This window comes from Caproicibacter sp. (assembly GCF_046707225.1).
Taxonomy (GTDB): domain Bacteria; phylum Bacillota; class Clostridia; order Oscillospirales; family Acutalibacteraceae; genus Caproicibacter.
In genome coordinates this window covers 186,448-212,384 of sequence record NZ_JBJKOP010000032.1, presented here as the reverse complement: position 1 = coordinate 212,384, position 25,937 = coordinate 186,448, and the positions used below count along the sequence as shown (strand labels likewise).

Below are 25,937 nucleotides of genomic sequence, written 5' to 3'. Positions count from 1 at the left end.
ATAAAATGAATATTCTGGTATGTGTCAAACAGGTGCCGGACACAAATGAAATCAAGATCGATCCGGACACCAACACACTGATTCGGGACGGTGTCCCGAGTATTGTCAATCCGTTCGACGGCTACGCGCTGGAAGCGGCCGCCCGCATCAAAGACAACGCGCCCGACACAAAGATCGTGGTTCTTTCCATGGGCCCGCAGCAGGCGGAGACCGCGCTGTGCGAATGTCTGGCCATTGCGGCCGACAAGGCATACCTGGTGACGGACCGCGCGTTCGGCGGTTCCGACACGCTGGCTACAAGCTATATTCTCAGCAAGGCAATCGGCAAAGTGGAAGAGCTTGAAAATGAAAAATTCGACGCAATCTTCTGCGGCAAGCAGGCGATCGACGGAGACACCGCTCAGGTTGGCCCGGAGCTGGCGGAGCATCTTGGTTATCCTCAGGTAACCTGCGCCCTGGAAGTGAAGTCGGAAGCCGACGGCCTTCATGTGTACCGCGAGGCGGAGGACGGCAAGGAAGTCATCGGCGTGAAGACGCCTTGTCTTATTACATTCACAAAGCCTTCTTTTGATCCGCGTTTTCCCACCATCAAACGCAAAATTGCGGCGCGCAAAGCGCAAATCGCTCAGCTTACCGCGGCGGAGCTCACAGGCATCGACCCGGCGCACGCCGGGCTGAAGGGCTCGCCCACAAAGGTGAAGCGCACGTATGTGCCGCCGCGCAAAGAAGCCGGCGTCGTGGTCAAAGAGGAAACCGTCGAAGCGTCCGCTCACAAGCTGTTTGATCTTCTGAGCAAGGCGCACGTGATTTGAAAGAGAGGCATCGGAAATGGAAACCAAAACCAAGGACCTGTGGGTATTGCTGGAGACGAACGAGGACGGCACCGCAAAAAATGTTGGGATTGAACTGCTGAACCCCGGCCGCCGTTTGGCCGACAAACAGGGCGGCAAGCTGGTATCCGTTGTGATCGGCTGCCGCACGGACGCAGCCGTGAAGGAAGCGGGCGCGCACGGAGCGGATCAGGTAATCGTGGTCGACGGCGAGGAATTCCGGCGGTACACGACGGACGCCTATACCGCCGCGCTGGCACATTTGCTCAAAAAATACGCGCCCACTAGCATGCTGATCGGTGCGACCCCGAACGGCCGCGACCTCGGGCCGCGCCTGTCCTGCCGCCTTGGCACCGGCCTTACCGCGGACTGCACCGCGCTGGACATTGACGAGGCCAGCGGCAACATCGCCTGGACCCGCCCTGCGTTCGGCGGTAACCTGATGGCGGTGATCCTTTGCCCGGACCACCGCCCGCAGCTCGGGACGGTGCGGCCGGGAGTCTTTAAGAAACCTGACACATGCGAGAACAGAGCGGAAATTATCCGTGAGGATTTCCATGTCCCCGCGGACCAAATCCGTACCACCTTGCTGGAGACCATCCGCGAAGCTTCAGCCGAAATTGTCGACCTGGAAGGCGCCGACATCATCGTATCCGGCGGCCGCGGGGTCGGCGGAACGGAGGGGTTCCGGGTGATTCGCGAGCTGGCGGATGTACTGGGAGGCACTGTCGGCGCGTCCCGCGCGGCGGTGGACGAGGGATGGATTTCCCATTCCCATCAGGTGGGACAGACCGGCAAAACCGTCGGCCCGAAGCTGTACATCGCCTGCGGCATTTCGGGCGCGATCCAGCATTTGGCCGGCATGAGCTCGTCCGACGTGATCGTGGCGATCAACAAGGACTTTGACGCCCCGATTTTCGGTATTGCGGACTACGGCTTTGTGGGCAATCTTTTTGAAATTGTACCCTTGCTGACAGATGAAATCAAAAAGGCGAAAGCCTGAGGTAATCTGATCTTATAGAAAAGGAGTCTTCCGTTATGAATTTCAAATTTACCGATGAAGAGCAGGATATTCTGGATATGCTTCATGATTTCTGCGTCAAGACCGTCGCGCCGATGGCCGCGGAGATTGACGATCAGGAGCGTTTTCCCGAGGAAACCTGGCATCAGCTGGCCGAAATGGGCATGATGGGCATGGCCTACCCGGAAGAGGTGGGCGGAGCCGGCATAAGCTACCTGACCTATATTGCGGCGGTGGAGGAGATTTCAAAGCACTGCGCGGCCACCGGGACCATGTTTTCCGCGCACTCCTCCCTGTGCACCTGGCCGATCTTTGCCTTTGGCACGGAGGAGCAGAAGAAAAAGTACCTGCCGGATTTATGCTCCGGAGAAAAGCTGGGGGCTTTCGCCCTGACCGAACCCGGCGCCGGGACCGATTCGGCCATGCAGCGCACGGTTGCGGAGGATAAAGGCGACTGCTGGCTTCTCAACGGATCCAAAATTTTCATCACCAATGCCGGGTTTGCGTCCGTGTACGTGGTCTTTGCAATGACGGATAAAAGCCTGGGCACAAAGGGTATTTCCGCGTTTCTTGTCGAAAAGGACACGCCCGGTTTTCGCATCGGTTCCCATGAAAAGAAAATGGGGATTCGCGGCTCTGCCACATGCGAGCTGATTTTTGAGGACTGCAAAATACCGAAAGAGAACCTGCTGGGCGAGCTCGGAAAGGGCTTTAAGATCGCGATGATGACGCTGGACGGCGGCCGCATCGGCATCGCCGCGCAGGCGGTCGGCATCGCACAGGGTTGTATTGACCAGACGATTCCCTACCTTAACCAGCGGATACAGTTTGGAAAGCGCATCAGTCAGTTCCAGAACACGCAGTTTGAGATGGCCAATATGCAGACGCATGTCGACGCGGCCCGCCTGCTGACATACCGCGCGGCTCAGGCCAAGCAGGACGGCGACCGATATTCCCATCTCGCAGCAATGGCAAAGCTGTTCGCCGCCGACACCGCCAGCGACGTAACCCGTCGCTGCCTGCAACTGGTCGGCGGGTATGGATACACCCGCGAATATCCGTTTGAGCGCATGATGCGCGACGCCAAAATCACCGAAATCTACGAAGGAACCAGCGAAGTGCAGCGGATGGTTGTTTCGGGATGGATGGGCGTCAAATAAATCGGCTCGTCCCATTTTCCAACTAAAATCAGACAGGCCGCCGGCTGAATTCAGCCGGCGGCCTGTCTGATCTTGGCTGAAAACAGAAGTGGTCTTGAGAAAAAAGCGAAGAAATGTTACAATATAGTGCTACAATTAATTCTATCATACGCAGTTATATGGAATGATAAAATCCAGCGGTTTTTCGGGCGGGACCCGCAAAACCTGGTTTTGAAAAAATCACGGATTTACAGTACCGCTGCAAAGAGAGGCTTCTATGGATATAAAATCGGAAAAAAATGAAAAAGCATATGAACGGGTAATCAACTATGTTAAGGACGAAATCTGGCGCGGAAACCTGAAACGGGGCGAACGTCTGCCGTCGGAGCGAGATCTTGCGGAGCTGCTTGGGGTAAGCCGAAACTCTGTTCGTGAGGCGATGCGAACGCTGAGCCTGATGGGCTTTATCTCGAGCGTGCACGGCGGGGGGAACTTTATATCGTGTGACCTGGAGCAGAATCTGAGTGAAACACTCGGAATTATGATGCTGATGGGTGAAACCAACTATCTGCAGGTGAGTCAGCTTCGCAGGGGCTTGGAGTCGGAGACGGCGCGCCTGGCGGCAGGCCGCATTTTACCCCGGCAAACAGCAAAGCTCGCGGATCTGGTGCGAAGGATGCGCGAAGAGCCGGACGCCGAAAAAGGGTCTCTGCTTGATCAAAGGTTTCATACGCTCCTCTGTGAAGCTGCCGGGAACAAGCTGATTTATGCGCTTTTTATGGCTATGCTGTCAACCATCAATGATTTCATCAGGATTATGTATGGAAGCATTGTGCAGGATAAGGAGCAGGCCGAGCGACTATATACGGCGCATGAAAAGTTGGTGGAGGCCTTGAGCCGCAACGACGCGGATGGCGCAGTTCAGGCGATTCAATATCACTTCGAGGTCGTAGACGCATCGATCAAGCGATAAGGGAAATACGACCTTCTATTATTTCTACTCCTTTCCATTTGCATAAGTCCCTTATGTCTTTCTGAATATCAGCCCTCAGCTGGTTGTAAATTATCTTTCTCCTATATTTCGGAGCGGACACAAATGATATCTGCGCACCCATTTTGTTGGTGCTAAACTGTTTGCCATGGGGCATCACCTTTCTTCTGGTTTTTGGCGGCTTAAATGCTCGCCATTATTTCAGAAAGGTGATGCTCTTTTCTCAAGCTTTTAATCTCACGCGCGTAGTGCGCGGATTTTCGTTTTTCAAACGGCAAGATGTTTGGAAAACCTGCTAAAGCAAATGCAAAAAATCCATTTGCGGGTTCAAGCTCTGACACATGGATTTTTTGTGTTGCCGCTGTCGGGAGCTTGACATGGTCAAGTCCGGAGCATTACGAAAAAGTTGGAGCATTCTTCTCTTCATTTGGGAAACTCCAATTTTTGGGACGAGTGTTCATCTTCGGCATCAGGCAAATGAATATTACGACTGTTTTTGCTAACTCCACAGATCAATCATAGTCTGATAACTTCTGGTTTTGCGCACTATGGGAACAAAATTTTTGCAATTGACTTGACATATATATCTTTATGTTATATCATTCGGATATATTAAGGGGACGGAGATATGCCGTATGAAAGAAAACACAGGAAAATCAAAATATGTAGTACTGGGGATGCTGGCGCGTATGCCGCAAACCGGTTATACAATTAAAAAATGGATTGAGCAGGAATACAGCCATTTCTGGCAGGAGAGTTACGGTCAAATATACCCTACTCTCAAGAAACTGGTAGCCGAGGGTCTGGCCGTCAGTTCCGACAATACGGAGATCGAAAACGGCCGCGGACAGATCGTATACAGCATAACCGACGCCGGTCGGAAAGAGCTTTCGGATTGGCTGCGCGAGGAACCTGAGATTGAAAAACTCAGATATGAAATACTTCTTAAGGTTTCCTTCGGCGACAACACTGAACCGGAAGTACTGCTCGGGCATCTGGACGACTTTGTCAGAAGAAATGAAAAGCTGGTCAAGGACCTGAACGGTTATATCAAATTTTTCGACCAACTCAAAGAGCAGGGAACGGACTGCACTTACAGCCAACTAACAGCACTCTGTGGCGTTTATATCTATTCCGCAATGAAAGATTGGGCTGTCGAGGCCAAAAAAATAATTTCAAAGAAAGAAGATGATTTGTAATGAGACAAAGAGTTCGTAAAGGTATCTTGGTTTTTTCAGCACTGATGTTTCCTATTACCTTTTTCTTTTTATCGCCCATGGTAATCGTTATGTCGGCAGCAAATGGTATGTTGAATGGAAGCGCAATGATTTTTGGGCTGCTCCTACTGTTTTCAATCGTTGGCAGCCGTCTGTTCTGCGGCTGGTTTTGCCCCGGCGGCGCGGTACAGGACTATATTTCCGGTGCCAACAACCGCTGTTGGAACAGTAAAGGAAAAAACCTCTCTAAATATATTATTTGGGCAGTTTGGTTTTCATTTATTGTATTTCTATGGATACATAACAGGCCGCTCAAAGGAGACTTCCTGTATCTTGTGAACATTGATATACTGTATATTATCATATATGCAATTGTTATGACTGTAATCTACCTGTTCACACTTCTGACCGGTAAACGCGGAATGTGCCACAGTCTCTGTTGGATGGCTCCATTCATGATTATCGGCGAAAAGCTTGCAGATCTTCTTCACATCCCGAGATTCAGGCTGAAAGCAAAACCCGACGACTGCGTTTCCTGTGGAAAATGCAGTAGGAACTGTCCAATGGGTCTGAGCATAGCTGAGATGGTTAAATCAGGAAACATGGATTCGGTTGAATGTATAAACTGTCTCGAATGCGTCGACGGATGCCCCAAGAAAGCAATCAGCTTTGGAATATTCCGGTAACAGCAGTAATTACAAGTATAATAAAATTAAGGAGAATGGTTATGGGCGCATTAGTTATATATTTTTCATTTGACGGCAACACAAAACTCATTGCAGAAAAGATTACTGAAACAATAAACGCAGATATTATTGAATTAAAAACGAGCAAGAGATACCCAACGGAAGGATTTTCGAAGTTCTTTTGGGGAGGAAAGAGCGTAGTTTTCGGCGAGAAGCCAAAGCTTACAAACGACAGGATTGATTTGAACCGGTATGAAACAATTTATATCGGGACGCCAGTCTGGGCAGGATCCTATACGCCGCCAATAAAGAGTTTTATCAGTCAGTATAAACTTCAGGGCAAACGGATAGCATTGTTTGCCAGCCACGGAGGAAACGGAGCCGAAAAGTGCTTTGCAAAGTTAAAGGCAGCACTCCCGGGAAATAAGTTCACCGGTGAGACGGCCTTTCTAGAACCCAAGGAAAATTCTGAGGAAAGTTTAAGCAAAGCTGACAAATGGGCAACTGATCTCCTGACTGTCTAGTCAAATTTAACTACTGCATAACTTAGCAAGCCATTTTCCACGAAAGTGACTGGTGTTTTATCTTGTATGTCAAATTAATAATCGATAAAAATTATTACCATCGCACACAAACAAAAACAGGCTGATATTCATCAGCCTGTCAGATTGTAGACAAAGCGGCGTTTGGGACAAAGTTCCAAGCGCCGCTTTTAGCAGAGATATTCGAATGGAGAATTAATTTAAGTAAGAATAAAATTGAAAAGCCGGATTTTGGTCGGAACCTCGGGTCCCTCAACTTCCAGATCGCCAGCTTTTTGAGATTCATGCAGGCGAAAGTAAGCAAAGCCTGCATCGTTACTTTGGCTTTACCTCGTAGAGAGGTATATCTCAACCCGTGTTTTTCTTTTGCAAAAATATCTGTACCTTCAAACCTTCTCGTATAGTTTTTCCCAAATGTCTTGAAATGCGGAATCGGCTCGTTCCAGTCATATCCCAGAAACCAGCGATACGAAGCATTTACCTCAATTTCTTTGATCGTCCGCCTCATGCTGCGGATTCCAAACAGATATTGAATGAATACAATTTTAAACAGCACCACCGGATCAATACTGGGACGGCCCATGTCTTCGCTGTACCTGTCTTTCACCAAATCATAGATAAAGCTGAAATCAATCGCTTTCTCTATTTTTCTCAGAATATGGTCTTTCGGAACCAAATCTTCCATACAGTAAAAGCCGACCTGCTCTCGGCCCCCATTACTTTTTTCATTCAGCACTTCTCATCACCTGTCTATATTTTATCATCCCCAAAGCATTAAAAAAAGACAAAGTACCATTCCTTTGATACCTTGTCTTCAGACTGACAGGCTGATATTCATCAGCCTGTTTTTGTCGTTATGACCACTCAAGGGCCATTCATAATGGTGCCGGTGGTGGGACTCGAACCCACACGCCCTTGCGGACAACAGATTTTGAGTCTGTCTCGTCTGCCAATTCCAACACACCGGCATATTCACTTTTCTTCAACGACAACTTAGCATATTATATAATAAATTTATGGAGAAATCAAGGCCGTTATCAGAAAAAACCGGAATATCCGCAATGGATATTCCGGTTCTGTTAAAACAGTCTTAAGCGTTGTAAAGACCGATAATGTGCCTTGGGCAAATATCGACGCATTCGCCGCATCCCACGCATTTCTCGGGATCAACGGTCGCCAGGAAATTCTTTACATGGATCGCGTCGTATTTGCAGGTCTTTTCACAGCGCATGCAGCCGATGCAGCCAACCTTGCAGACTTTATTGACAAGATTGCCTTTATCACAGTTGCTGCACAAAACAATGGCCTGCTTTTTAACCGGAGTCAGCGTCAGCAGATTCCGCGGGCACGCTTTCAGGCACAGTCCGCAGGCAACGCAGTTCTTCGGTTCCACCATTGCCACACCGTTGCGTACGCTGAGCGCGTTATAGTTACAGGCGTTTACGCAGTCGCCCAGGCCGATGCATCCAAAAGTGCAGCTGGTCGGCCCGCCCGCGACCGCAACGGCCGCGGCACAGCTTGTAATTCCTTCGTACTCAACGCGGTCCGTCGTATTGTCGTGGCTTCCAAGGCAGCGGACAACCGACATATGCGGTTCCACAGAAGTAGCCGCAACTCCAAGATAAGCCGCAATGGAATTGGAAACATCACTGCCGCCAACCGTGCAAAGCCCGGGCTGGGCCTCCCCTGTCGCCAGTGCCTTCGCATAGCCATCGCAGCCGGAATAGCCGCAAGCGCCGCAGTTTGCACCCGGAAGCATCGCACGGATGTCCTCCGTCTTTTGATCCTTCGGAACGGCCATCACGATGGATGCAATCGCCAGGATCAAGCCGGACAAAAGACCGATTACAACCAAAATCAAGATTGGAATCAAAATATCGTTCATTTTATATCATCTCCTTAACCCAGCATGCCGTTGACAAGGCCTGAGAATCCGAGAAACGACAGGGATACCAGAGACGCGGCAACCAGAGTAATCGGCAGACCCTTCATAAATTTCGGCACATCGTTCAGTTCCATTCTTTCACGTACACCGGAGAACATCACCAGAGCAACAAGGAAACCGATACCGGCGCCGAACGCATTGACCAGCGCCTGCAGGTATCCGTATGCGGCCGGATCCGCCGTATGTTTGTCAAGCACCAGCATGGTTACGCCAAGCACCGCACAGTTCGTCGTAATCAGCGGCAGATAAACGCCCAGCGCATTGTACAGGGACGGAATGTATTTTCTCAGGATAATTTCAATCAACTGGACCAGCACCGCAATCACCAGAATGAATACAATCGTTTCCAGATAGGCAAGATCCTTCGGAACCAGAATTCCGTAGTAAATCGGCCATGTTACCGCGGTTGCAATCACCATAACAACGGTAACGGCAATGCTCATGCCGGTTGCGCTGCTGCGGTTTTTGGAAACGCCCAGAAACGGGCAGATTCCAAGGAATTTATCCAGGATATAGTTTTCTGTCAGAATTGCCGTAAGAATGATGGCGAAAAGCGATTTAATCATTTCGTTTCGGCCTCCTTGTCTTTACTGTCGATAAGGGAGCAATTTGACGAGAGCGCGCATCCCGCGCAGCCGGTAAAACCGCCGCAGCCGATCTCTTCCACTTTTTTGCCTTCACCGGAAAGCCTGTTCGCGATCGCGATCAGGATACCGAAGACAAAGAATCCTCCCGGAGGGAGCAGGAAAACGATGATCGGCGGCATAAAGCCGGAGAGGATGGATACGCCGAAAACGGAGCCGCTGCCAAACAACTCGCGGATAATTCCCATCGCAAGAAGGGTTGCGGTAAAACCGATTCCCATGCCGAGCCCGTCGAAAATGGACGGCAGAACTTTATTTTTGCTTGCGAACATTTCGGCACGGCCGAAAATAATGCAGTTAACGACAATCAGCGGAAGATAAATGCCGAGAGCATCGCTCAGCGCAGGCGAAAAGGCCTCCACCAGCATCTGCACAATCGTTACGAAACCCGCGATGACAACGATATAACTTGGAATACGAACCTTATCGGGAATCACATTGCGCAACAGTGAAATAACCGCATTGGAACAAACCAGGACAAAGGTTGTGGCAAGTCCCATCCCGATTGCGTTGCTTGCGGCGGTTGTAACGGCCAAGGTCGCGCAGCATCCCAATACAAGCCGCAGAACGGGGTTTTCCTTGATAATACCTTTTGTAAACTCACGTGCCAGACTGTTTTTAGCCATCTCACTCACCACCCTTAACTTTCTGATATTCCTTGATCGCTTCATTGACGGCGGTTGTGACGGCTTTACTTGAAATCGTAGCGCCTGTCATGGCGTTAATCTGCCCTTCCTTTGCGCCGCCTCCCTTGACAACTTCAAATCCGTTGTCCGGAGCTTTTTGTTGATACTGCTTCCGGAAGGACTCTTTCTTCGCATTCAGTCCGAGGCCGGGCGTGTCGCTTGTGCTCAGCAGAATGACGCCCGTCACCTTTCCGTCTTTGTCAATACCGGTCATGACTTGAATTTTTCCGCCGTAGCTGCCGGCTTCGGTGGTAAAGACATACCCTGCGATATCGCTTCCCTTTTTGCCGACATAGCAGATATCGCTTTTCGTGGACTTGTCAAAAGAGTCAGCCGTGGGCAAAGCAACTTTGCGGGACTCTTCGGCTACTTTCGCCTGCTGTGCAACAATGGCGTCCTTTGTCAGCAGGTTCGTGCCGGCAAGGAAGGCAGTCATGACAAGGCAAATCAGTACAAGAATCAGAGTCGGTTTCAGAACCTCTTTAGCGTTGAACTTCATCTTTTACAGGCTCCTTTCCGAATGCCACAGGACGTGTTGCGGAGTCAATCAGCGGCACAATAATATTCATTAGAACGATCGAGTAGGAAACGCCTTCCGGCAGGCTGCCGAAATTGCGGATCAACATCGTGATCACGCCGCATCCGATTGCAAAAATGACCTGGCCCTTGACCGTGATCGGAGAGGTTGCATAGTCGGTCGCCATGAAAATCGCGCCGAGCATCAGGCCACCGGAAAGAAGGTCTATCATCACGTTCCGGCCCATCACCGCGGAAAGAACCGCCGCGGTGCCGATGTAGCACAGCGGAATCACCGGAGAAATGACCTTGCGAACCACAAGGTAAATCCCGCCCAGGATCAATGCAAGCGCGCAGGTTTCACCGATGCAGCCCGCGGTGTTGCCGACGAACATGCTCATCAGACTGGGCATCTGGTCAAGAGAGCCGCCTTCTTTTAAAAGGCCGAGCGGCGAAGCGGTGGTCACCGCGTCGCCAAGATAGGAATGAGGCTGAACCCAGGTTGTCATCTGCGTCGGAAAAGAGTTCAGCATGATGATACGGGCCGTCAGCGCCGGGTTGACAAAATTCTGCCCAATGCCGCCGAACATCTGCTTGATCACGACAATCGCGACCATTCCGCCGAAAGCGGCCATGAGGGGATTGATGGAAACGGGCAGGTTGAACGCGAGAAGAAGACCGGTTACAACCGCGCTTAAATCGCCAATGGTGTTCTCCCGTTTCATCACCCTGCGGCATATGTATTCGCTGAGTACGCAGGAAGCGATGGTAACGCCGATGATCAGCAGCGTGCGGGGCCCGAACACGATGACCGCCGCGATGGCGGCCGGCACAAGCGCCAGAATCACATCCAGCATGATTTTCCGAGTGGTTGCCCCGCTTCTGATGTGAGGCGAGGATGATACGACTAATTTCTCTTCCATTATTTCTTCCCCTCCGCTCTAACCAGTGACTTGCCAAGGCGGATCGCCTGAACCAGGGGACGGCCCGCCGGGCAGTTGAACGAGCAGCAGCCGCACTCCATGCAGTCCATAACGTCCAGTTCTTTCAGCTGCTCCACACGCTTGGCAATCGCGTTCTGCTCCAGAAGCGTCGGCATCAGGTGCATCGGGCAGCCGGAAACACAGCGTCCGCAGCGAATGCAGGCGGAAGGCTCCAGCTTATGTGCTTCCTTTTCATCCAGACAGATAATCGCATTGTTCTGCTTAATGACGGGCAGATTGTCGCTCGCGATGGAAACGCCCATCATCGGGCCGCCCATCAGGATTTTTTTTGGCGTCGCCTTGTAACCGCCGCAGAAATCAATAATCGTTTTTATGTTTGTTCCGATCGGAACAATCACATTTTTGGGGTCGTTGATGGCGGAACCGTCGATTGTCAGACGTTTGCTGACAAGCGGCATCCCCGTTCTCAGGAATTCGCCCAAATGAGCGCAGGAGGTGACGTTCATGACAACGCAGCCCGCATCGGCCGGCAGCTTGCCCATGGGAACCCGGCGGCCCGTACAGGACTGGATGAGCACTTTTTCAGCGCCCTGCGGGTAACTGGAACGCAGCTCGAGAACCTTGATTTCCCGGTCGGACTCTTCCTTGCTTTCGCTGAGGAAGGAGTTGAATTTGGCAATGACATCCGGCTTGTTGCCTTCCACCGCGAGAATCGCGCGATGCAGCCCCAGCCAGTGTTTTACTGCGCGGACTCCGGCAAAAATGTCGTCTGTGTCTTCCACAGCGCACCGGTTGTCGGAGGTAATGTAAGGCTCGCACTCCGCGACGTTGATAATCAGCGTGTCCACGTTTTTATCGTCCGGCACCTTCAGCTTGACGTGCGCGGGAAAGCCCGCGCCGCCCAAACCAACCAGCCCGGATTCATGCACCGCGCTGAGAAACTCAGCAAGACTGTTGATGACGGGAGGCTTTACGTCGGGCGAAACCTCCATTTTACCGTCTGAATCAATTACAACCGCATCCATGAACTGACCCCCGGACAGCGTCACCTTTTTGATGGCGCTGACCGTACCGGAAACAGTCGCATGAATCGGCGCGCTGACAAACGCGGAACTGTCGGCGATTTTTTGTCCAATCAAAACGGTATCCCCAACCTTTACCGTTGGAGCGCAGGGCGGACCTACGTGCTGCTGCATGGGCAAGACTACCTGCTCAGGAGGCGGCAGCATGACAGATTCCATCTGCGCGGTATTTTTCCTGTGAGGAACTGCCGCACCGCCATGCGTTTTGAATGGCTTTGTTGGAAAAGTCAATTCCATGTTTAAATCCTCCAATACATACTAAACTACACTAATGAAATAATGAAAAACATATTCAATCACGGCAGCTGATTCTTGAGTTTCCCTCCCGAACCGGAGCCGAAGTGAATCTTGGATCAGAAAATCAGCCCGCAAGAACGTACTTGCCGCCCGTAATCTGAAAACTGCTTTTCAGCCCGGCGGTAACATACACCTTGTTGCTGGAATCGATAAACACGCCGTCCGCGTGATACTCGGAAAGAAGCTTTTCTCCCTTTTCACGGCCGAGAACGAAGCAGGCGGTCGAAAGCGCGTCGCTTATGGCGCCGTTATTCGCTTTCACCGTAACGGAAACCAGCCCGTTGTTCTCCGGATATCCCGTTTTCGGATTCAGCAGATGATGATAAGTAACGCCGTTTTGGGTAAAAGTCTTCTCATAGGTTCCGGATGTGGAGATAAATCCGGAGGTCAGGTCAATCTGCCCCATGGAATCGGCGTTTTCATCCTTTGTCGCGGGGTCGCGGATTGCGATATGCCAGGCGGACCCGTCCGGCTTTGTGCCGTAAACCCCGATACTTCCGCCCACAGCGATGATTCCGTAATCGGCGCCGGCACTGCGGTAAGCGGCAACCGCATCGTCGCATGCGGCGCCTTTTCCAATTCCGCCCAGGTCAATCGCCATATAATGCAGTTTCAGCGACGCCTTGGAATTTTTTTGATCCACCCGAAGGTTTTGGTAATCAACATATTTGATATACTTCTGCAGATCCGACTTTGGCGGAACGTGTTGGTTTTCTCCGCCGAAATCCCAGAGTGACGATACCGGTAGAATCGTCGGGTCGTACGCTCCGTCCGATTTCTGCGCCACGTCCAGACTTGCTGCAAGGATGGAAGCGGTCTCCGGATCTATGGTGATCCAGTCGGTCCCGGCGGCGGCGTTCAGACGTGCAACATCGGAACTGTCAATCCGCCATGAAATCCGGTTTTCCAGCTCTGTTATTTTACTCAGCGCTGATTTTGCCGCAGCTTCGCCGTTTTTTCCATATACGGTCTGCTGAATGTACGTGCCCATCGCAAAGTCGGCACTTTCGTAGGAAGCGGGTTTTCTGGTTTTCACCCAGAAATATCCGGTGACGGAAACTGCCGCGCAAAGCAAAATGGCCAGCGCCAAAACGATTCTTTTTTGATTGAGCATCAGCTTCCCCCTAAAAAAGCAAATCTATGTTAAATTATAACACCTTTTCACCGAAAGTCCAGTAAAACAAGCAAAGTGTGCGAGGTTTATTCATGTTTTTATACATTTATTGTTAATTTAGTTTGAAATTCATCTTATCATATGGAATTTGGGGGATTTTTCTTATAAAATGAAATAAAACGACTGCCATACTTTTTCTTTTTTATGCTATAATTGACTCGATCAGAACAGGAGGATGAAAATCATGTCGGTTGACAGGGTAAAACAATATTTGTCCCGTTTTTCCATGCAGAACCGCCTGCAGGAGTTCCCGGTTTCCAGTGCCACGGTGGAGCTTGCGGCAAATGCGCTTGGGGTGGAACCGGGGAGAATTGCAAAAACGATTTCTCTATACCGCGACCGCGAAGCAGGCTGCATCTTAATTGTAACTGCCGGAGACACCAAAATAGATAACGCAAAATTCAAGGCACAATTCGGTTTCAAAGCGAAAATGCTGAACGCGGAAGATGTGGAACCCCTGACCGGGTACCGGATCGGCGGCGTCTGCCCGTTCGACAACCCGCCGGACGCCCGGGTATACTGTGATGTTTCTTTAACGCGCTTTGATTCGGTCTACCCGGCGGGAGGCAGCGAAAGTTCCTGCGTGATGCTTTCCTGTGACGAACTCTTTCATCTGTCAAAAAGCAAGCAATGGGTGGACGTATGTAAAAAACGGGAAGGTGCATGACCGCCATGAGAATGAGAACAAAGCACTGGGCGGCACCGGAGCTGAATGCCTGCCCATATTTTTACCGAAAGCCGGAGCAGTATCTGGGCCGGTGGCACAGCCTTTTTGCCCGGCGGCAGCCGGTTTATCTGGAGCTGGGCTGCGGCAAGGGTCTGTTTCTGGCCGGCGCCGCCCCCAGAAATCCGCAGGTCAACTATATCGGAATCGATTTGAAGGACGCCGTTCTGGGGCCCGCGCGCAGAAACATCGAACAGGCGTTTCGGGGAGCCGGCCGGCCCGTGGATAATGTGATCCTGACGGCGCTGAATATCGAACAGATCCAGAACGCGATGGGGCCGCAGGATCAGGTCAGCAGGATTTATATCAATTTCTGCAATCCCTGGCCGCGCAAGAAGCATAAGAAGCGGCGTCTGACCCATCCGCGGCAGCTGGTCCATTATCGGCAGCTTCTTGTTCCCGGCGGCGAACTGCATTTCAAAACCGATGACGACGAGCTTTACGAAGACACCAAGGGATATCTTGAATCCTGCGGATTTGAAATTCTGACGGGAACGGAAGACCTTTATGCCGATCCGCCGGAGGATAATATCCAGACAGAGCATGAAAAAATGTTTCTGCAGCAGGGAATCCGAATCAAGGCCCTGACCGCCCGAATGCTAAGCGAGCCGGGCTGCGAACCTTAACCGCCATGAGAGAGGACCGGGCCTTGATCGCCCGGTCCTTTTCGCGCCATTGCGTCCATCATCTCAGCTGCCGCCAAACTTTTCAGTTGCCTTCACCGCACCGCCGCGGATCAGGGTATCGACCTCTTCATAACCGGGCAAAAATGCAAAATTATACCGCGCGGGCAGAGCAAACACGTATTTTGAATTACGGGCAAGCTCGCTTGGACCGATGGCCGCCGCACCGATATGGAACTGATCCTTCTGGATCTCGTTCCACTGATCAAGGGTAAAAATCAAAATCGGAATATCCTGTCGCGGCGTTTCCTTGGTCCACTTCGGATGGCGGATAAATATTTCAGGGCCGGTTTCCGTAATTTTTCCCTCCTGACCCGGAACCAGCGAATACCCCTGCCAGTCCTCGGTTCGAACGGTATAACCTTTCCAGCTGGACGGAAGACTCACGGTAAAGCCGTATTGTGTGTTCTCATAAACAACGGAGGCTGAAAGCGTCTGCTGATCCACCGTGACGTCGTCAATCAGCCAGCGCCCTCCGATGTTTCTTACGGAAAGCCGGATTCCCTGTTTGCCCGCCGTTTGACCTCCGGACTCATCCGCGGAGGTCGCCTCTATGATTTCTCCCGTGACATCGTAGGCGTCGTCAGCCAGGCGCTGAACGGAGAGAATGTTGATCCTGTCCGGCCACGGGCTTGAGACGGTCCGGCCCGGAGCGGAGGATGGGTCGGCCTGCCATTCCTCCAGCAGCGACGGGGTAATGTAATCCCCGTAATACTTTTGCATGTCCTCGGCAACCTTTTCCTTTGATGCCGTCAGAGAAACCTTCTGCAGCTGTCCTCCGAAATCCGTGACAAGATTCCTGACGGCTGTCTCCCGGGTTTCGACAGACTGACCGGACGAATTCTGTTGCTGGAATCCGGCTCCGCATCCGGCAACCGGCAAGCACAATATAACAATCAAAAACAGGCAGCCAAGTTTTTTCATCCCGATCCCCCCTTTCGGTCCCTGTACAAAATATGCACGCCTTTTTCCGATCATTCCCTGAGAACACAAAAAGCTCCGGCATGTTTTCCCATGTCAAAGCTTTTTGTCGCCAGATGGTGATAATTCTTTGATCTTCTTTCAGAATTTCCGTCAACCGTTCCCCCCAATACTCAACCGCAATCCCCAAATCCAGAAGCTCATCCGTTACATTCAGCTGATCCGCGCAGGCCTTGCAGGCGGAAAATCGGACGCCCGCCTGCTGTGCGATCTTGATTCTTTCCTGAACGGAGGTATTTCCCGCCGCAAGACCGGCAGGCGCGCCCCATAAAATGACCGTTACACTCTTCCACCAGGAATTCAGCATGCTGTTGGTCGCATACATGAGAACCATTTTCTGCGACGTAATCGGATCGGCGTTCGTCCAAAGAATATACAACTGATCTTTCAAGATTTTCACCCTCATTTCACTTTGATTTAACCGCTGCTGACGCTGAGGTTCACCATATAACTTCCGTACACCCAGGAGCTCGGGGCATTGCTGATGCTGAAGGTCACAGGCATTTCCGTGTGGCCGGTAAAGTTCTCGTTCCCGGACATATTGATTTGTGCAACCACATTATTTCCCGTCAGTTTTGAGATTTCATCCTCCGGCCCGACAACCGTAACATTCAGCGCTTTCGTGTTGACCTCCGCCGACTTGCCGGAGCTCAGATTTTCCACTTTGAAATTTGTTACGGTAATGCTCCTTGTGGAAAGGCCGCTCAGGTCCAGTGTAACTTTTGCGGTCGGAATATTACTCAGGTTTTTGCATGTGGCGGGCAGGCTGACATCCACGTCAAACGAATTGGTACTCGGACTCACCTTTGAAAAATCAATCGGTGCCAGACTAACTTCCGACAGATTCGTCAGCACATCCGCAGGCCCCGCAACTTCAATCGTCCGCGGATCGATTGCTATTTTTCCGCTGCCAAGCAGCAGACCGGCCGGCTTGTTGGTGAATGCGGCATCCAGCGGCAGGACCTCCCTCGGCAGAACCGGAATGGTCACCTCAACCTGCTTCGGATTAAGCGTCAGACTGCTGTCCGTGATCTTGTTGTCGTTTGCGTCATACATCACAAGATCCGCCGTAAAGTTCTTGGTTTCCCTTAGCGTGTCCGTCACCTGATATTCAAAGGCAACCCGGTTCACTTCCTGTACCTGCTTTTCAGGCCCGGAGACCGTAACCGTATCGTTGTTGAGCGTCTCCTGCCCCACAAAATACGCCGGATCCGACTTGTAATCCGTCGGATATTTGATCGCGCTTTGTATGTTGAACGTTTTTTCCTTATATCGGTCCACAATGACAATGGCCTGTTCCGGTGATACGTACGAAACGCTGAAATCCGTCAGATTCCGTTTTTCCGTTTTCTGCGCGGTCAGAGGGAGCGTATAGGTATTGGGCGAAGTAATGGAGGAAGCCGAAAGGGCGGCCACCTTCAGGTCGTCGGCGCTGACCTGGTTGACCACCAGGCTGTTCCCCTTGATATACACCGTCGCCGTTTTATTCACGGGGCTGAACACCTTGAGACCGTCCGCCTGCGCGGCGTCGGACAGCGTAACCTCTATCGGTACGTTGGTAATTGCGCGCGGATGGTCCTCCGTATCCGCCGATGAAATGAACAGCCACAGAAAGACGGAAATCACAAGGGAGAAAAACAGCACGAATTTATTATTGTAAAACAAATGATTCAGTGAGAATTTTTTTATCTTCATTGCTTTTTGGTCCTCCGAAAGGAAGAAATCCAGCTCTGCTTTTTCTCGTCGGGCTCAGCGGTTTCCGACAGCACTAGATTCTCAAGCTCGCTGTTCAGCGTTTCCCTGGTATAATTCCGCGTAATGGTTCCGTTTGTCACAACGGAAATCTGGCCGGTTTCCTCCGAAACAACAACGATCACCGCATCTGAATTTTCGCTCATCCCGATCGCGGCGCGGTGACGCGTTCCGAGTTCAACGCTGACATTGTCGCTTTTGGTCAGCGGCAGAATACATCCGGCGGCATATACCATTCCGTTGCGGACAATCATGGCGCCGTCATGCAGCGGAGCTTTGTTGAAAAAGATATTGCAGATAATCTGGGCGGAGGGAATCGCCTCAACGATGGTTCCGGTATCGATAATATCGCCCAGTTTTGTTTTCATTTCAAATACAATCAGGGCGCCCGTCTTCTGCCTGGACATTTGGACCACCGCGTCAACGACGGCATTGACCGCCTTCCGGCTTTTCTGAAGCTTTGCTTCGGCTTCGCCGGAGACAAAAGTAAACCCAAAATTCCAGGTCTTTCCGGCCCCGATTCCGCTGCGGCCGATTTGTTCCAGGGCCCGTCTGATTTCCGGCTGAAAAATAATCAGCAGCGCGATAAACGCAAACTGGAACAGATAACTGATGATGCTTTGCATCATATAAAGATTGAGCCAATAGGAAAGGAGCCACACGACCATCAGAACAATGATTCCGCGCACCAACTGACCCGCTCTTGTCTCGCGCACAAGTTTAATCGCGTTGTAGATGATAAACGTTACAAGGACAATATCCAGCGCGTCGGCAATCCGGAAATTATGGATCAGCTGAAGAAAAACATTCCATAGGCCGATGATAAATTCCATATTATTTATCCTTTCCTGAAAGAACCGAAGCGCCGGAGCGCTCCGCTTCCGTAACTTAATTGAAAAACGCCGACGGCTATCTTCCTTCAGCGCAAAACAATCACAGGGCCGGCGCCATATTCTCCGGCCCTGTCTTCATTTTATCATATATGATTTTAGAATCAATCCTTTTCTTCCGCATTTTTAACGGATTGTCGCTAAAACCTGTACCAGACGGTCAATTTCCTGCCTGCGGGTGAAAACTGAGGGGCATACGCGAACCGCGCCCTGCTCCAGAGTACCGAAAAACCGATGGGCGGCGGGGGCGCAGTGCAGTCCCGTTCGGACGGCGATTCCGTGTTCGTTCAGCTTCCTTCCAACAATTTCACTGGGCAGGTCGCCGACGTTGAACGACAACACGGGGGCAAAATAACGGGGAGTCGGTTCATCCGTATACAACCGGATATTCTTCATCCCCGCCAAACGCTCATATAAATGACGGGTCAAAGTCATCTCATGCTGGAAAATGCGGTCGGTTCCGCGTGCTTTGACAAATTCGATCCCCGCCCGCAGGCCGGCAATGCCCGGCATGTTCTGGGTACCGCTCTCCATCCGTTCTGGCATGCCGTCAGGCTGTTCCTCCTGGGCGGAATTCGTGCCCGTTCCTCCTTCGATCAGCGTCGACAAACCGCTTCCGTTCGCCGTGATCAGAAGGCCCGTGCCCATTGGGCCGTAAAGCCCCTTGTGCCCGGCAATACAAAGGTAGTCGATCCCGCTGTCCGCCATGTCGATGGGAAGCACGCCGGCGGACTGGGCGCAGTCCACCGCGATCTGGATTCTGTATTCATGGCCAAGCGCCGCGAGGCGCTCCACCGGAAGCCGTATTCCCCATACGTTTGAAGCGTGCGTACAGACAATCAGCCGGGTATTGGACCGGATCGCCCGGCGGAAAGAGTCCACCGTCGCGTCGTTATCCCCCGGGTAGACCTGCGCTACGCTCACCTCCACCCCGGCTTCTGACAGGGCGTGAAGCGGACGGGATACCGCGTTGTGTTCCAGGCAGGAGGTAACCGCGTGGTCGCCGGGTTTCAAAAGCCCCTTCAGAACATAGTTTAACGCGTGCGTGCAGTTCAGCGTAAAGGCAACGCATTCCGGATCCGGAGCGCGAAAAAAATCCGCCGCCGCCGTACGGCAGCGGTAAATTTCTTCGGCGGCGGCAATCGACATATTATGCCCCGCCCTGCCCGGATTTGCGCCATATTTCCGAAGAGCGAGCGCCGTCGCACTGCTGACTGAATTCGGTTTTGGATAGGTCGTGGCCGCGTTATCCAGATAGATCAAGATGCGTCCCCTCTTTCCGCGCGTCCGCCGACCCGAATGCCGTAGCGGATCAGAATATCCTCCGCTTCATCGGTGCGCTCCGGAACGTATATGCTGTACCCGCAGCCGCCGTTCGGTCCGCTGCGGGGCGTTCTTTCCACATAGGAACGAATCCCCATCCACGCCAGGATGTTGCGGCTTTTGATGGCATTTGTGATGGAACCAACTATGATTAACGGCTTGCCCACAACAATCACCCCTCTGTTATTTACTAACAGAGTATGCTGTGGAAAGCCGTTTGATTATTTGACTTTATCGCATTTCGTTTTAAAAGCCTAGTCGATCAGACATACGGCCTGCGCCGCGATTCCCTCACCCGCCCCGGTAAACCCGAGGTGTTCTTCCGTCGTGGCCTTGACGCTGACGCGGTCAACCGATATTTCACAGGCTGCGGCGATTCGTTCTCTCATCCGCAAAACGAAGGGGCTCAGTCTGGGGGCCTGCGCAATCACGGTGGAATCGAGATTGACAATTTTGTATCTTTTTTCTTTCAGTAATCCGCAGACCTTTTGAAGCAGCAGGATGCTGTCCGCGTTTTGAAACGCGGGGTCGCTGTCCGGGAAATATGCGCCGATATCCCCAAGCGCCGCCGCGCCCAGCAGCGCGTCCATTACGGCGTGGACCAGAACGTCCGCGTCGGAATGGCCGAGAAGTCCCTTTTCACAGGGGATTTCCACACCGCCCAGGATCAGTCGGCGCCCCTGAATCATCCTATGAACGTCATATCCCTGTCCGATTCTCAAATTCCAGCCTCCCTTTTTTTCAGGATTGCTTCCGCAACCGCAAGATCCTCTTCGGTCGTCAGTTTGATATTTTCGTAGCTGCCCCTGCAAAGATGAACCCTGATTCCGATTTGCTCCACCAGCTGACAGTCATCGGTATAGTCTTTCCCGGCTGCCTGAGCTTTTGCAAGCGCCTGCCGGTAAAGATCCGGGTGAAACACCTGCGGCGTCTGAACCGCCCATAGGCACTCTCTTGCGGGCGTAGAAAGAACGCATTGCGACGAATCGATTTTTTTAACGGTGTCTTTCAGCGGCGTTCCCAAAGCGGAAGCACCGCACCGAAGCGCGTCGCCGACGCATGCGTTGATTTCGTCCGGCGTTATCAGCGGTCTGGCGCCGTCGTGCACAGCTATACAGCCGGCGGCCGCAGGGACCGCCCGAACACCGATGGAAACGGATTCCTGCCGTGTGCCGCCGCCCCGCAGAACCTCGGTCACTTTTTGAACACGATACCGGTCGATGCAGCCTTTCATCTGTTCAAGGTCCTCTCCGCGGCAAACGACAATGACCTGCCCCACCTCAGAAGCGCCGTCAAACGCCCAAAGGGTTCTGACAATGGCGGGCACGCCAAGAAGCGGAAGAAACTGTTTGGAAATGTCACCGCCCATTCTGGTGGACCGGCCGGCGGCCGCGATAATCGCGCAGCATTTTTCCGCTGAATGATCAGCCATATTGAATTCCCCCAAATCCATTTTATTATAAGCATTTTTGCTTCACCCCGCAAGCGGGATACCGAAACGCCGGCAGTTGAAAAATCAGCTGAAACAGGATATGATATAAAAAAAGAAATGGTGGAGTTACTATGGGCGAATGCAACGCGAAACATGTATCGGACTCGGTAACGGAACAGATTCAGCCCGTTTTCTATTCTCATTTAAACTCGCAGAAGCGCCTGTTCGGCGGCGAACTCGTCTCCTGGATCGACATTGTGGCAGGTGCCGTCGCGCGCAGGCATTCCGCGCGAAATGTAACGACGGCGGAAATCGACAGCCTGCAATTTAAATCCCCGGTCTATGCGAACAACGTCGTCGTCCTTCACGGAAGGATGACCTATGTCGGCAGGACCTCCATGGAGGTCCGAGTGGACAGTTACGTTGAAGAGCTTTCCGGGGAGCGCAAGCTGGTCAATACCGCGTATCTGGTGCTGGTGGCGCTGGATGAAAACGGGAGACCGACTCCCGTGCCCGGACTGATCTGCGACACGCCGGAAGAGAAAGCCGATTGGGAAGCGGGAAAAAGACGCCGCGATCTGAGAAAGCAGCGCAGGCTGGAATCTTACTGATACAAAAAAATGCAGCGGATATTCCGCTGCATTTTTTTAGTATCTTCTCTGGTCTTTCTTCTTGGAAAAGCAGTCGCTGCAGTAAACCGGACGGTCTTCGCGCGGCTGAAACGGAACTTTGCATTCCTTGCCGCAGGAGGCACAAACGGCGGTATACATAGTCCTTTCAGGTTTCTGTCTGTTCTTGTAGGCGTCGCGGCAGGCTTTACATCTCTGCGGCTCGTTCATCAGGCCCTTGGATGCGTAGAATTCCTGTTCTCCGGCAGTGAATACGAATTCGTTGCCGCAGTCTTTGCAGATGAGAGTTTTGTCCTGGTACATGTTGTTACCTCGCTTTAATAAATTGCCCTGAGACGGATTCGAACCGCCGCCTTTGATAATCAACGCTCTGCTTAAGCTACCCGGGCATATCGTTCAGCCGTTAAAACGGCTTTTCAGCTTGATTCTGGCGCGCTGCAGAGCATTATCGGCCGCCTTTGCCGTTATGGCCAGTTTTGCCGCTATTTCGGCATAACTGTAACCGCTCAAATAGAGGCGCAGCACACGGAGTTCCCTTTCCGACAGGACGGACCTTATTTTTTCCCACAACTGGCCCACGCCTTCGCTGCTGGCAAGCAGCGTCTCCGGGTCCCAACCGCCGACCGGCAGTTCCAGCCCGGAATGTTCGCCGTCGCTGAGCGACACAAAATTACTCAGCGGTTCGTTTTTTCTGCTCAGCGCGGAGCGGTAAGCCATAATCATGCGATTCGCTATGCAAGTGCCCGCGTAGGTCTTGAACGCGGCCCCGTTGGCGGAATTGTAGGTGCGCGCCGCGTTGTAAAGGCCAACCAGGCCCTCCTGGCACAGGTCGTCCGTTTCCAACTGCGCGGAATGAAACGGCGCGGATTTATAGCGGATGAGAGACATATACCGCGCCGTCAGTTCGGCAAAGGCGTCTGAATCGCCATCCTTAACAAGAACGGCCAACTGGCCGTCTGAAAAATCGGTTAGCGGCGTACGGTTCGGAACTGCCAAGGCAAAACACCTCATGATACATCACTTTCATATGCTCTCATCATACCTTACGCCGGTCAAGAAGTCAATGTAATTCTTCGAAACCTCTGTTCCGAATCAGAATTCTATTGCGGATTTTTACCGAAATGAGTATAATGAATTTGTTATTGTCAAAAAAGGGGGCTACAGAGTGGTTTCGCATTTATACAGCATGGGACTTTACGGCATGGATTCATTCCCTGTGGAGGTGGAGGCGGACCTGTCCTCGGGTCTGCCCTCCTTTGAAGTGGTTGGGCTTCCGGATGCGGCGGTCAAGGAATCCCGCGACCGGGTCAGATCGGCGATGAAAAACTGCGGATTCGATTTTCCCGTCAGTAAAATAACGGTGAATCTTGCTCCGGCCGACAAGCGCAAGGAAGGTCCAATTTACGACCTGCCGCTGTTTATTGCCCTGATGAAAGCCAGCAGCCAGCTTGCCGCGGACCTTGAGGGATGCGTTTTTATCGGGGAACTGTCCCTGACCGGGGAACTGAGGCCCGTGCGCGGCATTCTTCCCATGACGATACGTGCGCGGCAGGAGGGTTTCAAACGCTTTTTCGTACCGAAGCAGAACGCCGCCGAAGGGGCGGTAATTCAGGGAATCGAGGTTTATCCCGTCACGGACCTTCCTCAACTGCTCAAACACCTGAACGGCGGCGGGCAGATCGCGCCCGCGCAGCCCTCTCCCGCTGAGTGCGGCAGTCCGCAGAACTGCCCGGATTTCGCGGACGTCCGTGGTCAGGAAGAAGCAAAACGAGCCCTGGAAATTGCCGCCGCGGGCGGCCACAACGCCCTGCTGATCGGTCCGCCCGGTTCCGGAAAAAGCATGCTGGCCCGCAGAATTCCTTCCATACTTCCCGAAATGACCTTCGAGGAAACAATCGAGACAACCAAAATCCATTCCATCGCGGGGACTCTCCCACCCGGTGTCTCGCTGGTTCAGGTCAGGCCGTTTCGCTCCCCGCACCACACTGTGTCCCCCGCGGGCCTTTCCGGCGGCGGTAGCATCCCAAAGCCCGGTGAAATTTCGCTGGCGCACAACGGCGTGCTTTTTCTTGACGAGCTGCCTGAGTTCTCACGAAGCTCCATGGAGGTTCTTCGCCAGCCGATTGAGAACGGCACCGTAACGATTTCACGGGTCGGCGGCACGGTCAGCTATCCCTGCTCCGTCATGTTTGTCGCGGCAATGAATCCATGCCCCTGCGGCTACTTCGGCCATCCGACGCGCCGGTGCACCTGTTCTCCGCAGGCCGTTTCCCGCTATCTTTCACGGGTTTCCGGTCCTCTGCTTGACCGCCTTGATCTGCACATTGAAGTCCCCCCCGTAGAATTTGAACAGCTGGACTCCCGCGGCACAGAGGAAAGCTCCGAATCAATCCGAAAGCGGGTAAACGCCGCCCGCCGAATCCAGAACGACCGCTTTCGCGGCACCGGCATCACCTGCAACGCAAGAATCAGGCCGGACCGGCTGCACGACTTCTGCCGTCTGAGCGACCCCGGCCGCAATCTTTTAAAAAAAGCTTTCGACCGCCTCGGGCTTTCGGCCAGGGCTTACGACAGGATTCTAAAGGTCTGCCGAACGATCGCGGACCTGGACGGCAGCGACGCCATCGAATCCGCCCATGTGGCGGAAGCGGTGCAATACCGCAGCCTTGACCGAAAATACTGGCTGAAAGAACTTTAATCAGGGAAAGTCACCCCCGGCACAACCGGAAGGTTTCGTACCGCAAGGAAAGGGGGATCTTGCAAATTCATTTTGCAAGATCCCCCTTGGTCTGTCTAAAAACAGGCATGCCTTCGAAAATCGTGCAAGAGAATTCCCTTAAAGGTTGAATTGCCGCAAAGCGGCAAAAGGGCCCTGCGGCAAACCCGTAAATGAGGGAACAGCAGCGCCGCAAGCAAAATGAGCTGCAATTTTGCGTCTGCGCGACTTTATGGTCGGAGGCCGCCGGAAGCGATTCCGGCGGCCTCCGTGTATGAATCTTTACAGAACAAACAGAAGAAAACGAAGCACCTCAAAATAATCTGAAGCGTAAAAGGTGACCGTTTTCAAGCCATCCGACCGGGCACCCGGATAATAGGACGCATAATAGGCCTTGTCATGTACATGAAACAGAATCGAAACCTCAAAGGATTCCGGAAGCTTCAACAGGCATTCGGCAAGGTTTCCCTGCATGGCCTGAAGCATGCCCTTCCGGATGGCTCCCTGCGCCGCGGCCGGATGCAGAGATACGGAAGCATTGCCGATTCCTTCGCTGACAGGTACTGCAGTGATGGACGGAATCAGCTTCTTCGCGCTTTCGCACAAAGACCGGTCCCCGCTGACAAATACGACGGGCACTTTATAGTACGCTGCCGTATAAGCGTTGATCATGAATTCGCTGGCAAGCTGCCCGTTTATGGCAACAGATTCGTTCTGGGTGTTCATCGTATGCGCCAGAGGATTCCCGTTCGTTCCGCTCGCGCTGTGGTACCCAACCATTGCGGCAGCGTCGAAACCGCCGTCAACACCGGCCATCATCTCCTGCGGGCCTCGCGTCCAGCCGCGCATGATCTTAACAATTTCAGGCAGCTTTTCGGGATCAATATTGGTGGCGGTATGGTGCGCGTCCTTGACCAGAATTTCGTTGACGCCAGCTTCCATGGCGCCTTCGCAGGCGCAGCGGACTTCCTGCGTCATCTCGTTTGCAAAATACGGGTAATATGGATCGTTCGGCTCGGTTTCCGACCATTTAACAACGCCCGCGGTTCCTTCAATATCCGCGCTGAGATACAACTTCATGATAATCCTCCTA

29 protein-coding genes, 1 tRNA gene and 1 pseudogene are annotated in these 25,937 nt (G+C 52.5%); 11 read left to right on the top strand and 20 right to left on the bottom strand.

The genetic code is table 11. The features are described from left to right. Positions 1 to 5 precede the first annotated feature (5 nt). The 4 genes from ACLQ3M_RS07180 to ACLQ3M_RS07165 all read left to right on the top strand — a co-directional run bounded on the left by ACLQ3M_RS07180 (position 6) and on the right by ACLQ3M_RS07165 (position 3,963). Complete coding sequence (locus tag ACLQ3M_RS07180; protein ID WP_411677012.1) at positions 6 to 812, top strand: electron transfer flavoprotein subunit beta/FixA family protein; 807 nt, start codon at positions 6 to 8, stop codon at positions 810 to 812. A gap of 16 nt (positions 813 to 828) precedes the next feature. Further along, complete coding sequence (locus ACLQ3M_RS07175; protein WP_411677011.1) at positions 829 to 1,833, top strand: electron transfer flavoprotein subunit alpha/FixB family protein; 1,005 nt, start codon at positions 829 to 831, stop codon at positions 1,831 to 1,833. Positions 1,834 to 1,868: 35 nt separating this feature from the next. Further along, a complete protein-coding gene (locus ACLQ3M_RS07170) occupies positions 1,869 to 3,011 on the top strand; it encodes an acyl-CoA dehydrogenase (RefSeq protein WP_411677010.1) in 1,143 nt (380 codons plus the stop codon). Between the two features lie 256 nt (positions 3,012 to 3,267). Next, entirely contained in the window at positions 3,268 to 3,963 is a 696-nt protein-coding gene (locus tag ACLQ3M_RS07165; protein WP_411677009.1) for a FadR/GntR family transcriptional regulator, read from the top strand. Between the two features lie 4 nt (positions 3,964 to 3,967). On the opposite strand, the pseudogene ACLQ3M_RS07160 reads toward ACLQ3M_RS07165, so the two are convergent. Next, a pseudogene (locus ACLQ3M_RS07160) lies at positions 3,968 to 4,131 on the bottom strand (transposase); the annotation flags it as partial. A gap of 485 nt (positions 4,132 to 4,616) precedes the next feature. On the opposite strand from ACLQ3M_RS07160, the gene ACLQ3M_RS07155 reads away from it, so the two are divergent. The 3 genes from ACLQ3M_RS07155 to ACLQ3M_RS07145 all read left to right on the top strand — a co-directional run bounded on the left by ACLQ3M_RS07155 (position 4,617) and on the right by ACLQ3M_RS07145 (position 6,408). After that, positions 4,617 to 5,180, top strand: coding sequence for a PadR family transcriptional regulator (locus ACLQ3M_RS07155; RefSeq protein ID WP_411677008.1), 564 nt, complete (start codon positions 4,617 to 4,619; stop codon positions 5,178 to 5,180). 125 nt (positions 5,181 to 5,305) lie between these two features. Further along, positions 5,306 to 5,884 (top strand): 4Fe-4S binding protein, encoded by a 579-nt coding sequence (locus ACLQ3M_RS07150; protein ID WP_411677007.1) that lies wholly within the window; start codon positions 5,306 to 5,308, stop codon positions 5,882 to 5,884. 41 nt (positions 5,885 to 5,925) lie between these two features. Next, on the top strand, positions 5,926 to 6,408 hold the full coding sequence (locus tag ACLQ3M_RS07145; protein ID WP_411677006.1) for a flavodoxin family protein: 483 nt from the start codon (positions 5,926 to 5,928) through the stop codon (positions 6,406 to 6,408). A gap of 139 nt (positions 6,409 to 6,547) precedes the next feature. On the opposite strand, the gene ACLQ3M_RS07140 is transcribed toward ACLQ3M_RS07145, so the two are convergent. The 9 genes from ACLQ3M_RS07140 to ACLQ3M_RS07100 form a co-directional block, all read right to left on the bottom strand. Beyond that, entirely contained in the window at positions 6,548 to 7,111 is a 564-nt protein-coding gene (locus ACLQ3M_RS07140; protein WP_411677070.1) for a transposase, read from the bottom strand. A gap of 196 nt (positions 7,112 to 7,307) precedes the next feature. Beyond that, a tRNA-Leu gene (locus tag ACLQ3M_RS07135) sits at positions 7,308 to 7,394 on the bottom strand. Positions 7,395 to 7,516: 122 nt separating this feature from the next. Then, positions 7,517 to 8,311 carry an RnfABCDGE type electron transport complex subunit B gene (locus ACLQ3M_RS07130; RefSeq protein ID WP_411677005.1) on the bottom strand — a complete coding sequence of 265 codons (795 nt, stop codon included), beginning with the start codon at positions 8,309 to 8,311 and terminating at the stop codon, positions 7,517 to 7,519. A gap of 14 nt (positions 8,312 to 8,325) precedes the next feature. Further along, a complete protein-coding gene (locus tag ACLQ3M_RS07125; RefSeq protein WP_411677004.1) occupies positions 8,326 to 8,937 on the bottom strand; it encodes an electron transport complex protein RnfA in 612 nt (203 codons plus the stop codon). Next, positions 8,934 to 9,641, bottom strand: coding sequence for an electron transport complex subunit RsxE (gene rsxE, locus ACLQ3M_RS07120; RefSeq protein ID WP_066643093.1), 708 nt, complete (start codon positions 9,639 to 9,641; stop codon positions 8,934 to 8,936). The genes ACLQ3M_RS07125 and rsxE overlap by 4 nt, the downstream gene beginning before the upstream one ends. 1 nt (position 9,642) lies before the next feature. Next, the gene (locus tag ACLQ3M_RS07115) at positions 9,643 to 10,200 is read right to left on the bottom strand and encodes an FMN-binding protein (RefSeq protein WP_411677002.1); all 558 of its coding nucleotides are present in this window, start codon (positions 10,198 to 10,200) and stop codon (positions 9,643 to 9,645) included. Beyond that, a complete protein-coding gene (locus ACLQ3M_RS07110; RefSeq protein ID WP_066643099.1) occupies positions 10,184 to 11,140 on the bottom strand; it encodes an RnfABCDGE type electron transport complex subunit D in 957 nt (318 codons plus the stop codon). Before ACLQ3M_RS07110 ends, ACLQ3M_RS07115 begins: the two co-directional genes overlap by 17 nt. Beyond that, positions 11,140 to 12,480 (bottom strand): electron transport complex subunit RsxC, encoded by a 1,341-nt coding sequence (gene rsxC, locus ACLQ3M_RS07105; RefSeq protein ID WP_411677001.1) that lies wholly within the window; start codon positions 12,478 to 12,480, stop codon positions 11,140 to 11,142. Before rsxC ends, ACLQ3M_RS07110 begins: the two co-directional genes overlap by 1 nt. Positions 12,481 to 12,604: 124 nt before the next feature. Beyond that, positions 12,605 to 13,654 carry an FAD:protein FMN transferase gene (locus ACLQ3M_RS07100; protein WP_411676999.1) on the bottom strand — a complete coding sequence of 350 codons (1,050 nt, stop codon included), beginning with the start codon at positions 13,652 to 13,654 and terminating at the stop codon, positions 12,605 to 12,607. A gap of 244 nt (positions 13,655 to 13,898) precedes the next feature. Here ACLQ3M_RS07100 and ACLQ3M_RS07095 point away from each other — a divergent pair, with 244 nt between their 5' ends. Further along, positions 13,899 to 14,381, top strand: coding sequence for a YbaK/EbsC family protein (locus ACLQ3M_RS07095; protein ID WP_411676998.1), 483 nt, complete (start codon positions 13,899 to 13,901; stop codon positions 14,379 to 14,381). Positions 14,382 to 14,386: 5 nt separating this feature from the next. Further along, positions 14,387 to 15,064, top strand: coding sequence for a tRNA (guanosine(46)-N7)-methyltransferase TrmB (gene trmB, locus ACLQ3M_RS07090; protein ID WP_411676997.1), 678 nt, complete (start codon positions 14,387 to 14,389; stop codon positions 15,062 to 15,064). Positions 15,065 to 15,127: 63 nt separating this feature from the next. Here the strand turns inward: trmB and ACLQ3M_RS07085 are convergent, their stop codons facing one another. The 7 genes from ACLQ3M_RS07085 to ispD all read right to left on the bottom strand — a co-directional run bounded on the left by ACLQ3M_RS07085 (position 15,128) and on the right by ispD (position 21,499). Then, complete coding sequence (locus tag ACLQ3M_RS07085) at positions 15,128 to 16,045, bottom strand: hypothetical protein (protein WP_411676996.1); 918 nt, start codon at positions 16,043 to 16,045, stop codon at positions 15,128 to 15,130. 474 nt (positions 16,046 to 16,519) lie between these two features. Further along, positions 16,520 to 17,797, bottom strand: coding sequence for a YbbR-like domain-containing protein (locus ACLQ3M_RS07080; RefSeq protein ID WP_411676995.1), 1,278 nt, complete (start codon positions 17,795 to 17,797; stop codon positions 16,520 to 16,522). Further along, complete coding sequence (gene cdaA, locus ACLQ3M_RS07075; protein ID WP_411676993.1) at positions 17,794 to 18,687, bottom strand: diadenylate cyclase CdaA; 894 nt, start codon at positions 18,685 to 18,687, stop codon at positions 17,794 to 17,796. The genes ACLQ3M_RS07080 and cdaA overlap by 4 nt, the downstream gene beginning before the upstream one ends. Positions 18,688 to 18,870: 183 nt before the next feature. Continuing rightward, on the bottom strand, positions 18,871 to 20,007 hold the full coding sequence (locus ACLQ3M_RS07070) for an aminotransferase class V-fold PLP-dependent enzyme (RefSeq protein WP_411676992.1): 1,137 nt from the start codon (positions 20,005 to 20,007) through the stop codon (positions 18,871 to 18,873). Then, positions 20,004 to 20,234: a putative Se/S carrier-like protein gene (locus tag ACLQ3M_RS07065; RefSeq protein WP_228725023.1), complete on the bottom strand. Its 231-nt coding sequence runs from the start codon at positions 20,232 to 20,234 to the stop codon at positions 20,004 to 20,006. Before ACLQ3M_RS07065 ends, ACLQ3M_RS07070 begins: the two co-directional genes overlap by 4 nt. Before the next feature lie 87 nt (positions 20,235 to 20,321). Beyond that, positions 20,322 to 20,789 carry a 2-C-methyl-D-erythritol 2,4-cyclodiphosphate synthase gene (ispF, locus tag ACLQ3M_RS07060; RefSeq protein WP_411676991.1) on the bottom strand — a complete coding sequence of 156 codons (468 nt, stop codon included), beginning with the start codon at positions 20,787 to 20,789 and terminating at the stop codon, positions 20,322 to 20,324. After that, positions 20,786 to 21,499 (bottom strand): 2-C-methyl-D-erythritol 4-phosphate cytidylyltransferase, encoded by a 714-nt coding sequence (gene ispD, locus ACLQ3M_RS07055; protein ID WP_411676990.1) that lies wholly within the window; start codon positions 21,497 to 21,499, stop codon positions 20,786 to 20,788. Before ispD ends, ispF begins: the two co-directional genes overlap by 4 nt. A 131-nt stretch (positions 21,500 to 21,630) precedes the next feature. Between ispD and ACLQ3M_RS07050 the strand changes: the two genes are divergently transcribed. After that, the gene (locus tag ACLQ3M_RS07050; protein ID WP_411676989.1) at positions 21,631 to 22,110 is read left to right on the top strand and encodes an acyl-CoA thioesterase; all 480 of its coding nucleotides are present in this window, start codon (positions 21,631 to 21,633) and stop codon (positions 22,108 to 22,110) included. A 36-nt stretch (positions 22,111 to 22,146) separates the two neighbouring features. Here the strand turns inward: ACLQ3M_RS07050 and ACLQ3M_RS07045 are convergent, their stop codons facing one another. Further along, complete coding sequence (locus tag ACLQ3M_RS07045; protein WP_411676988.1) at positions 22,147 to 22,431, bottom strand: zinc-ribbon domain containing protein; 285 nt, start codon at positions 22,429 to 22,431, stop codon at positions 22,147 to 22,149. 93 nt (positions 22,432 to 22,524) lie between these two features. Beyond that, positions 22,525 to 23,124, bottom strand: coding sequence for a sigma-70 family RNA polymerase sigma factor (locus ACLQ3M_RS07040; RefSeq protein WP_228725022.1), 600 nt, complete (start codon positions 23,122 to 23,124; stop codon positions 22,525 to 22,527). A 169-nt stretch (positions 23,125 to 23,293) separates the two neighbouring features. Between ACLQ3M_RS07040 and ACLQ3M_RS07035 the strand changes: the two genes are divergently transcribed. Beyond that, on the top strand, positions 23,294 to 24,826 hold the full coding sequence (locus tag ACLQ3M_RS07035) for a YifB family Mg chelatase-like AAA ATPase (protein WP_411676987.1): 1,533 nt from the start codon (positions 23,294 to 23,296) through the stop codon (positions 24,824 to 24,826). Positions 24,827 to 25,126: 300 nt separating this feature from the next. Here ACLQ3M_RS07035 and ACLQ3M_RS07030 read toward each other — a convergent pair whose 3' ends face one another. Continuing rightward, entirely contained in the window at positions 25,127 to 25,924 is a 798-nt protein-coding gene (locus tag ACLQ3M_RS07030; protein ID WP_411676986.1) for a M55 family metallopeptidase, read from the bottom strand. Positions 25,925 to 25,937: the final 13 nt, after the last annotated feature.

Excerpts from the sequence above, each read along its gene's own strand:
- ACLQ3M_RS07180 (WP_411677012.1), top strand. The coding sequence starts at position 6 with ATGAATATTCTGGTATGTGTCAAACAGGTGCCGGACACAAATGAAATC.
- ACLQ3M_RS07175 (WP_411677011.1), top strand. The coding sequence starts at position 829 with ATGGAAACCAAAACCAAGGACCTGTGGGTATTGCTGGAGACGAACGAG.
- ACLQ3M_RS07170 (WP_411677010.1), top strand. The coding sequence starts at position 1,869 with ATGAATTTCAAATTTACCGATGAAGAGCAGGATATTCTGGATATGCTT.
- ACLQ3M_RS07165 (WP_411677009.1), top strand. The coding sequence starts at position 3,268 with ATGGATATAAAATCGGAAAAAAATGAAAAAGCATATGAACGGGTAATC.
- ACLQ3M_RS07155 (WP_411677008.1), top strand. The coding sequence starts at position 4,617 with ATGAAAGAAAACACAGGAAAATCAAAATATGTAGTACTGGGGATGCTG.
- ACLQ3M_RS07150 (WP_411677007.1), top strand. The coding sequence starts at position 5,306 with ATGATTTTTGGGCTGCTCCTACTGTTTTCAATCGTTGGCAGCCGTCTG.
- ACLQ3M_RS07145 (WP_411677006.1), top strand. The coding sequence starts at position 5,926 with ATGGGCGCATTAGTTATATATTTTTCATTTGACGGCAACACAAAACTC.
- ACLQ3M_RS07140 (WP_411677070.1), bottom strand. The coding sequence starts at position 7,111 with ATGGAAGATTTGGTTCCGAAAGACCATATTCTGAGAAAAATAGAGAAA.
- ACLQ3M_RS07130 (WP_411677005.1), bottom strand. The coding sequence starts at position 8,311 with ATGAACGATATTTTGATTCCAATCTTGATTTTGGTTGTAATCGGTCTT.
- ACLQ3M_RS07125 (WP_411677004.1), bottom strand. The coding sequence starts at position 8,937 with ATGATTAAATCGCTTTTCGCCATCATTCTTACGGCAATTCTGACAGAA.
- rsxE (WP_066643093.1), bottom strand. The coding sequence starts at position 9,641 with ATGGCTAAAAACAGTCTGGCACGTGAGTTTACAAAAGGTATTATCAAG.
- ACLQ3M_RS07115 (WP_411677002.1), bottom strand. The coding sequence starts at position 10,200 with ATGAAGTTCAACGCTAAAGAGGTTCTGAAACCGACTCTGATTCTTGTA.
- ACLQ3M_RS07110 (WP_066643099.1), bottom strand. The coding sequence starts at position 11,140 with ATGGAAGAGAAATTAGTCGTATCATCCTCGCCTCACATCAGAAGCGGG.
- rsxC (WP_411677001.1), bottom strand. The coding sequence starts at position 12,480 with ATGGAATTGACTTTTCCAACAAAGCCATTCAAAACGCATGGCGGTGCG.
- ACLQ3M_RS07100 (WP_411676999.1), bottom strand. The coding sequence starts at position 13,654 with ATGCTCAATCAAAAAAGAATCGTTTTGGCGCTGGCCATTTTGCTTTGC.
- ACLQ3M_RS07095 (WP_411676998.1), top strand. The coding sequence starts at position 13,899 with ATGTCGGTTGACAGGGTAAAACAATATTTGTCCCGTTTTTCCATGCAG.
- trmB (WP_411676997.1), top strand. The coding sequence starts at position 14,387 with ATGAGAATGAGAACAAAGCACTGGGCGGCACCGGAGCTGAATGCCTGC.
- ACLQ3M_RS07085 (WP_411676996.1), bottom strand. The coding sequence starts at position 16,045 with ATGAAAAAACTTGGCTGCCTGTTTTTGATTGTTATATTGTGCTTGCCG.
- ACLQ3M_RS07080 (WP_411676995.1), bottom strand. The coding sequence starts at position 17,797 with ATGAAGATAAAAAAATTCTCACTGAATCATTTGTTTTACAATAATAAA.
- cdaA (WP_411676993.1), bottom strand. The coding sequence starts at position 18,687 with ATGGAATTTATCATCGGCCTATGGAATGTTTTTCTTCAGCTGATCCAT.
- ispD (WP_411676990.1), bottom strand. The coding sequence starts at position 21,499 with ATGGCTGATCATTCAGCGGAAAAATGCTGCGCGATTATCGCGGCCGCC.
- ACLQ3M_RS07050 (WP_411676989.1), top strand. The coding sequence starts at position 21,631 with ATGGGCGAATGCAACGCGAAACATGTATCGGACTCGGTAACGGAACAG.
- ACLQ3M_RS07045 (WP_411676988.1), bottom strand. The coding sequence starts at position 22,431 with ATGTACCAGGACAAAACTCTCATCTGCAAAGACTGCGGCAACGAATTC.
- ACLQ3M_RS07030 (WP_411676986.1), bottom strand. The coding sequence starts at position 25,924 with ATGAAGTTGTATCTCAGCGCGGATATTGAAGGAACCGCGGGCGTTGTT.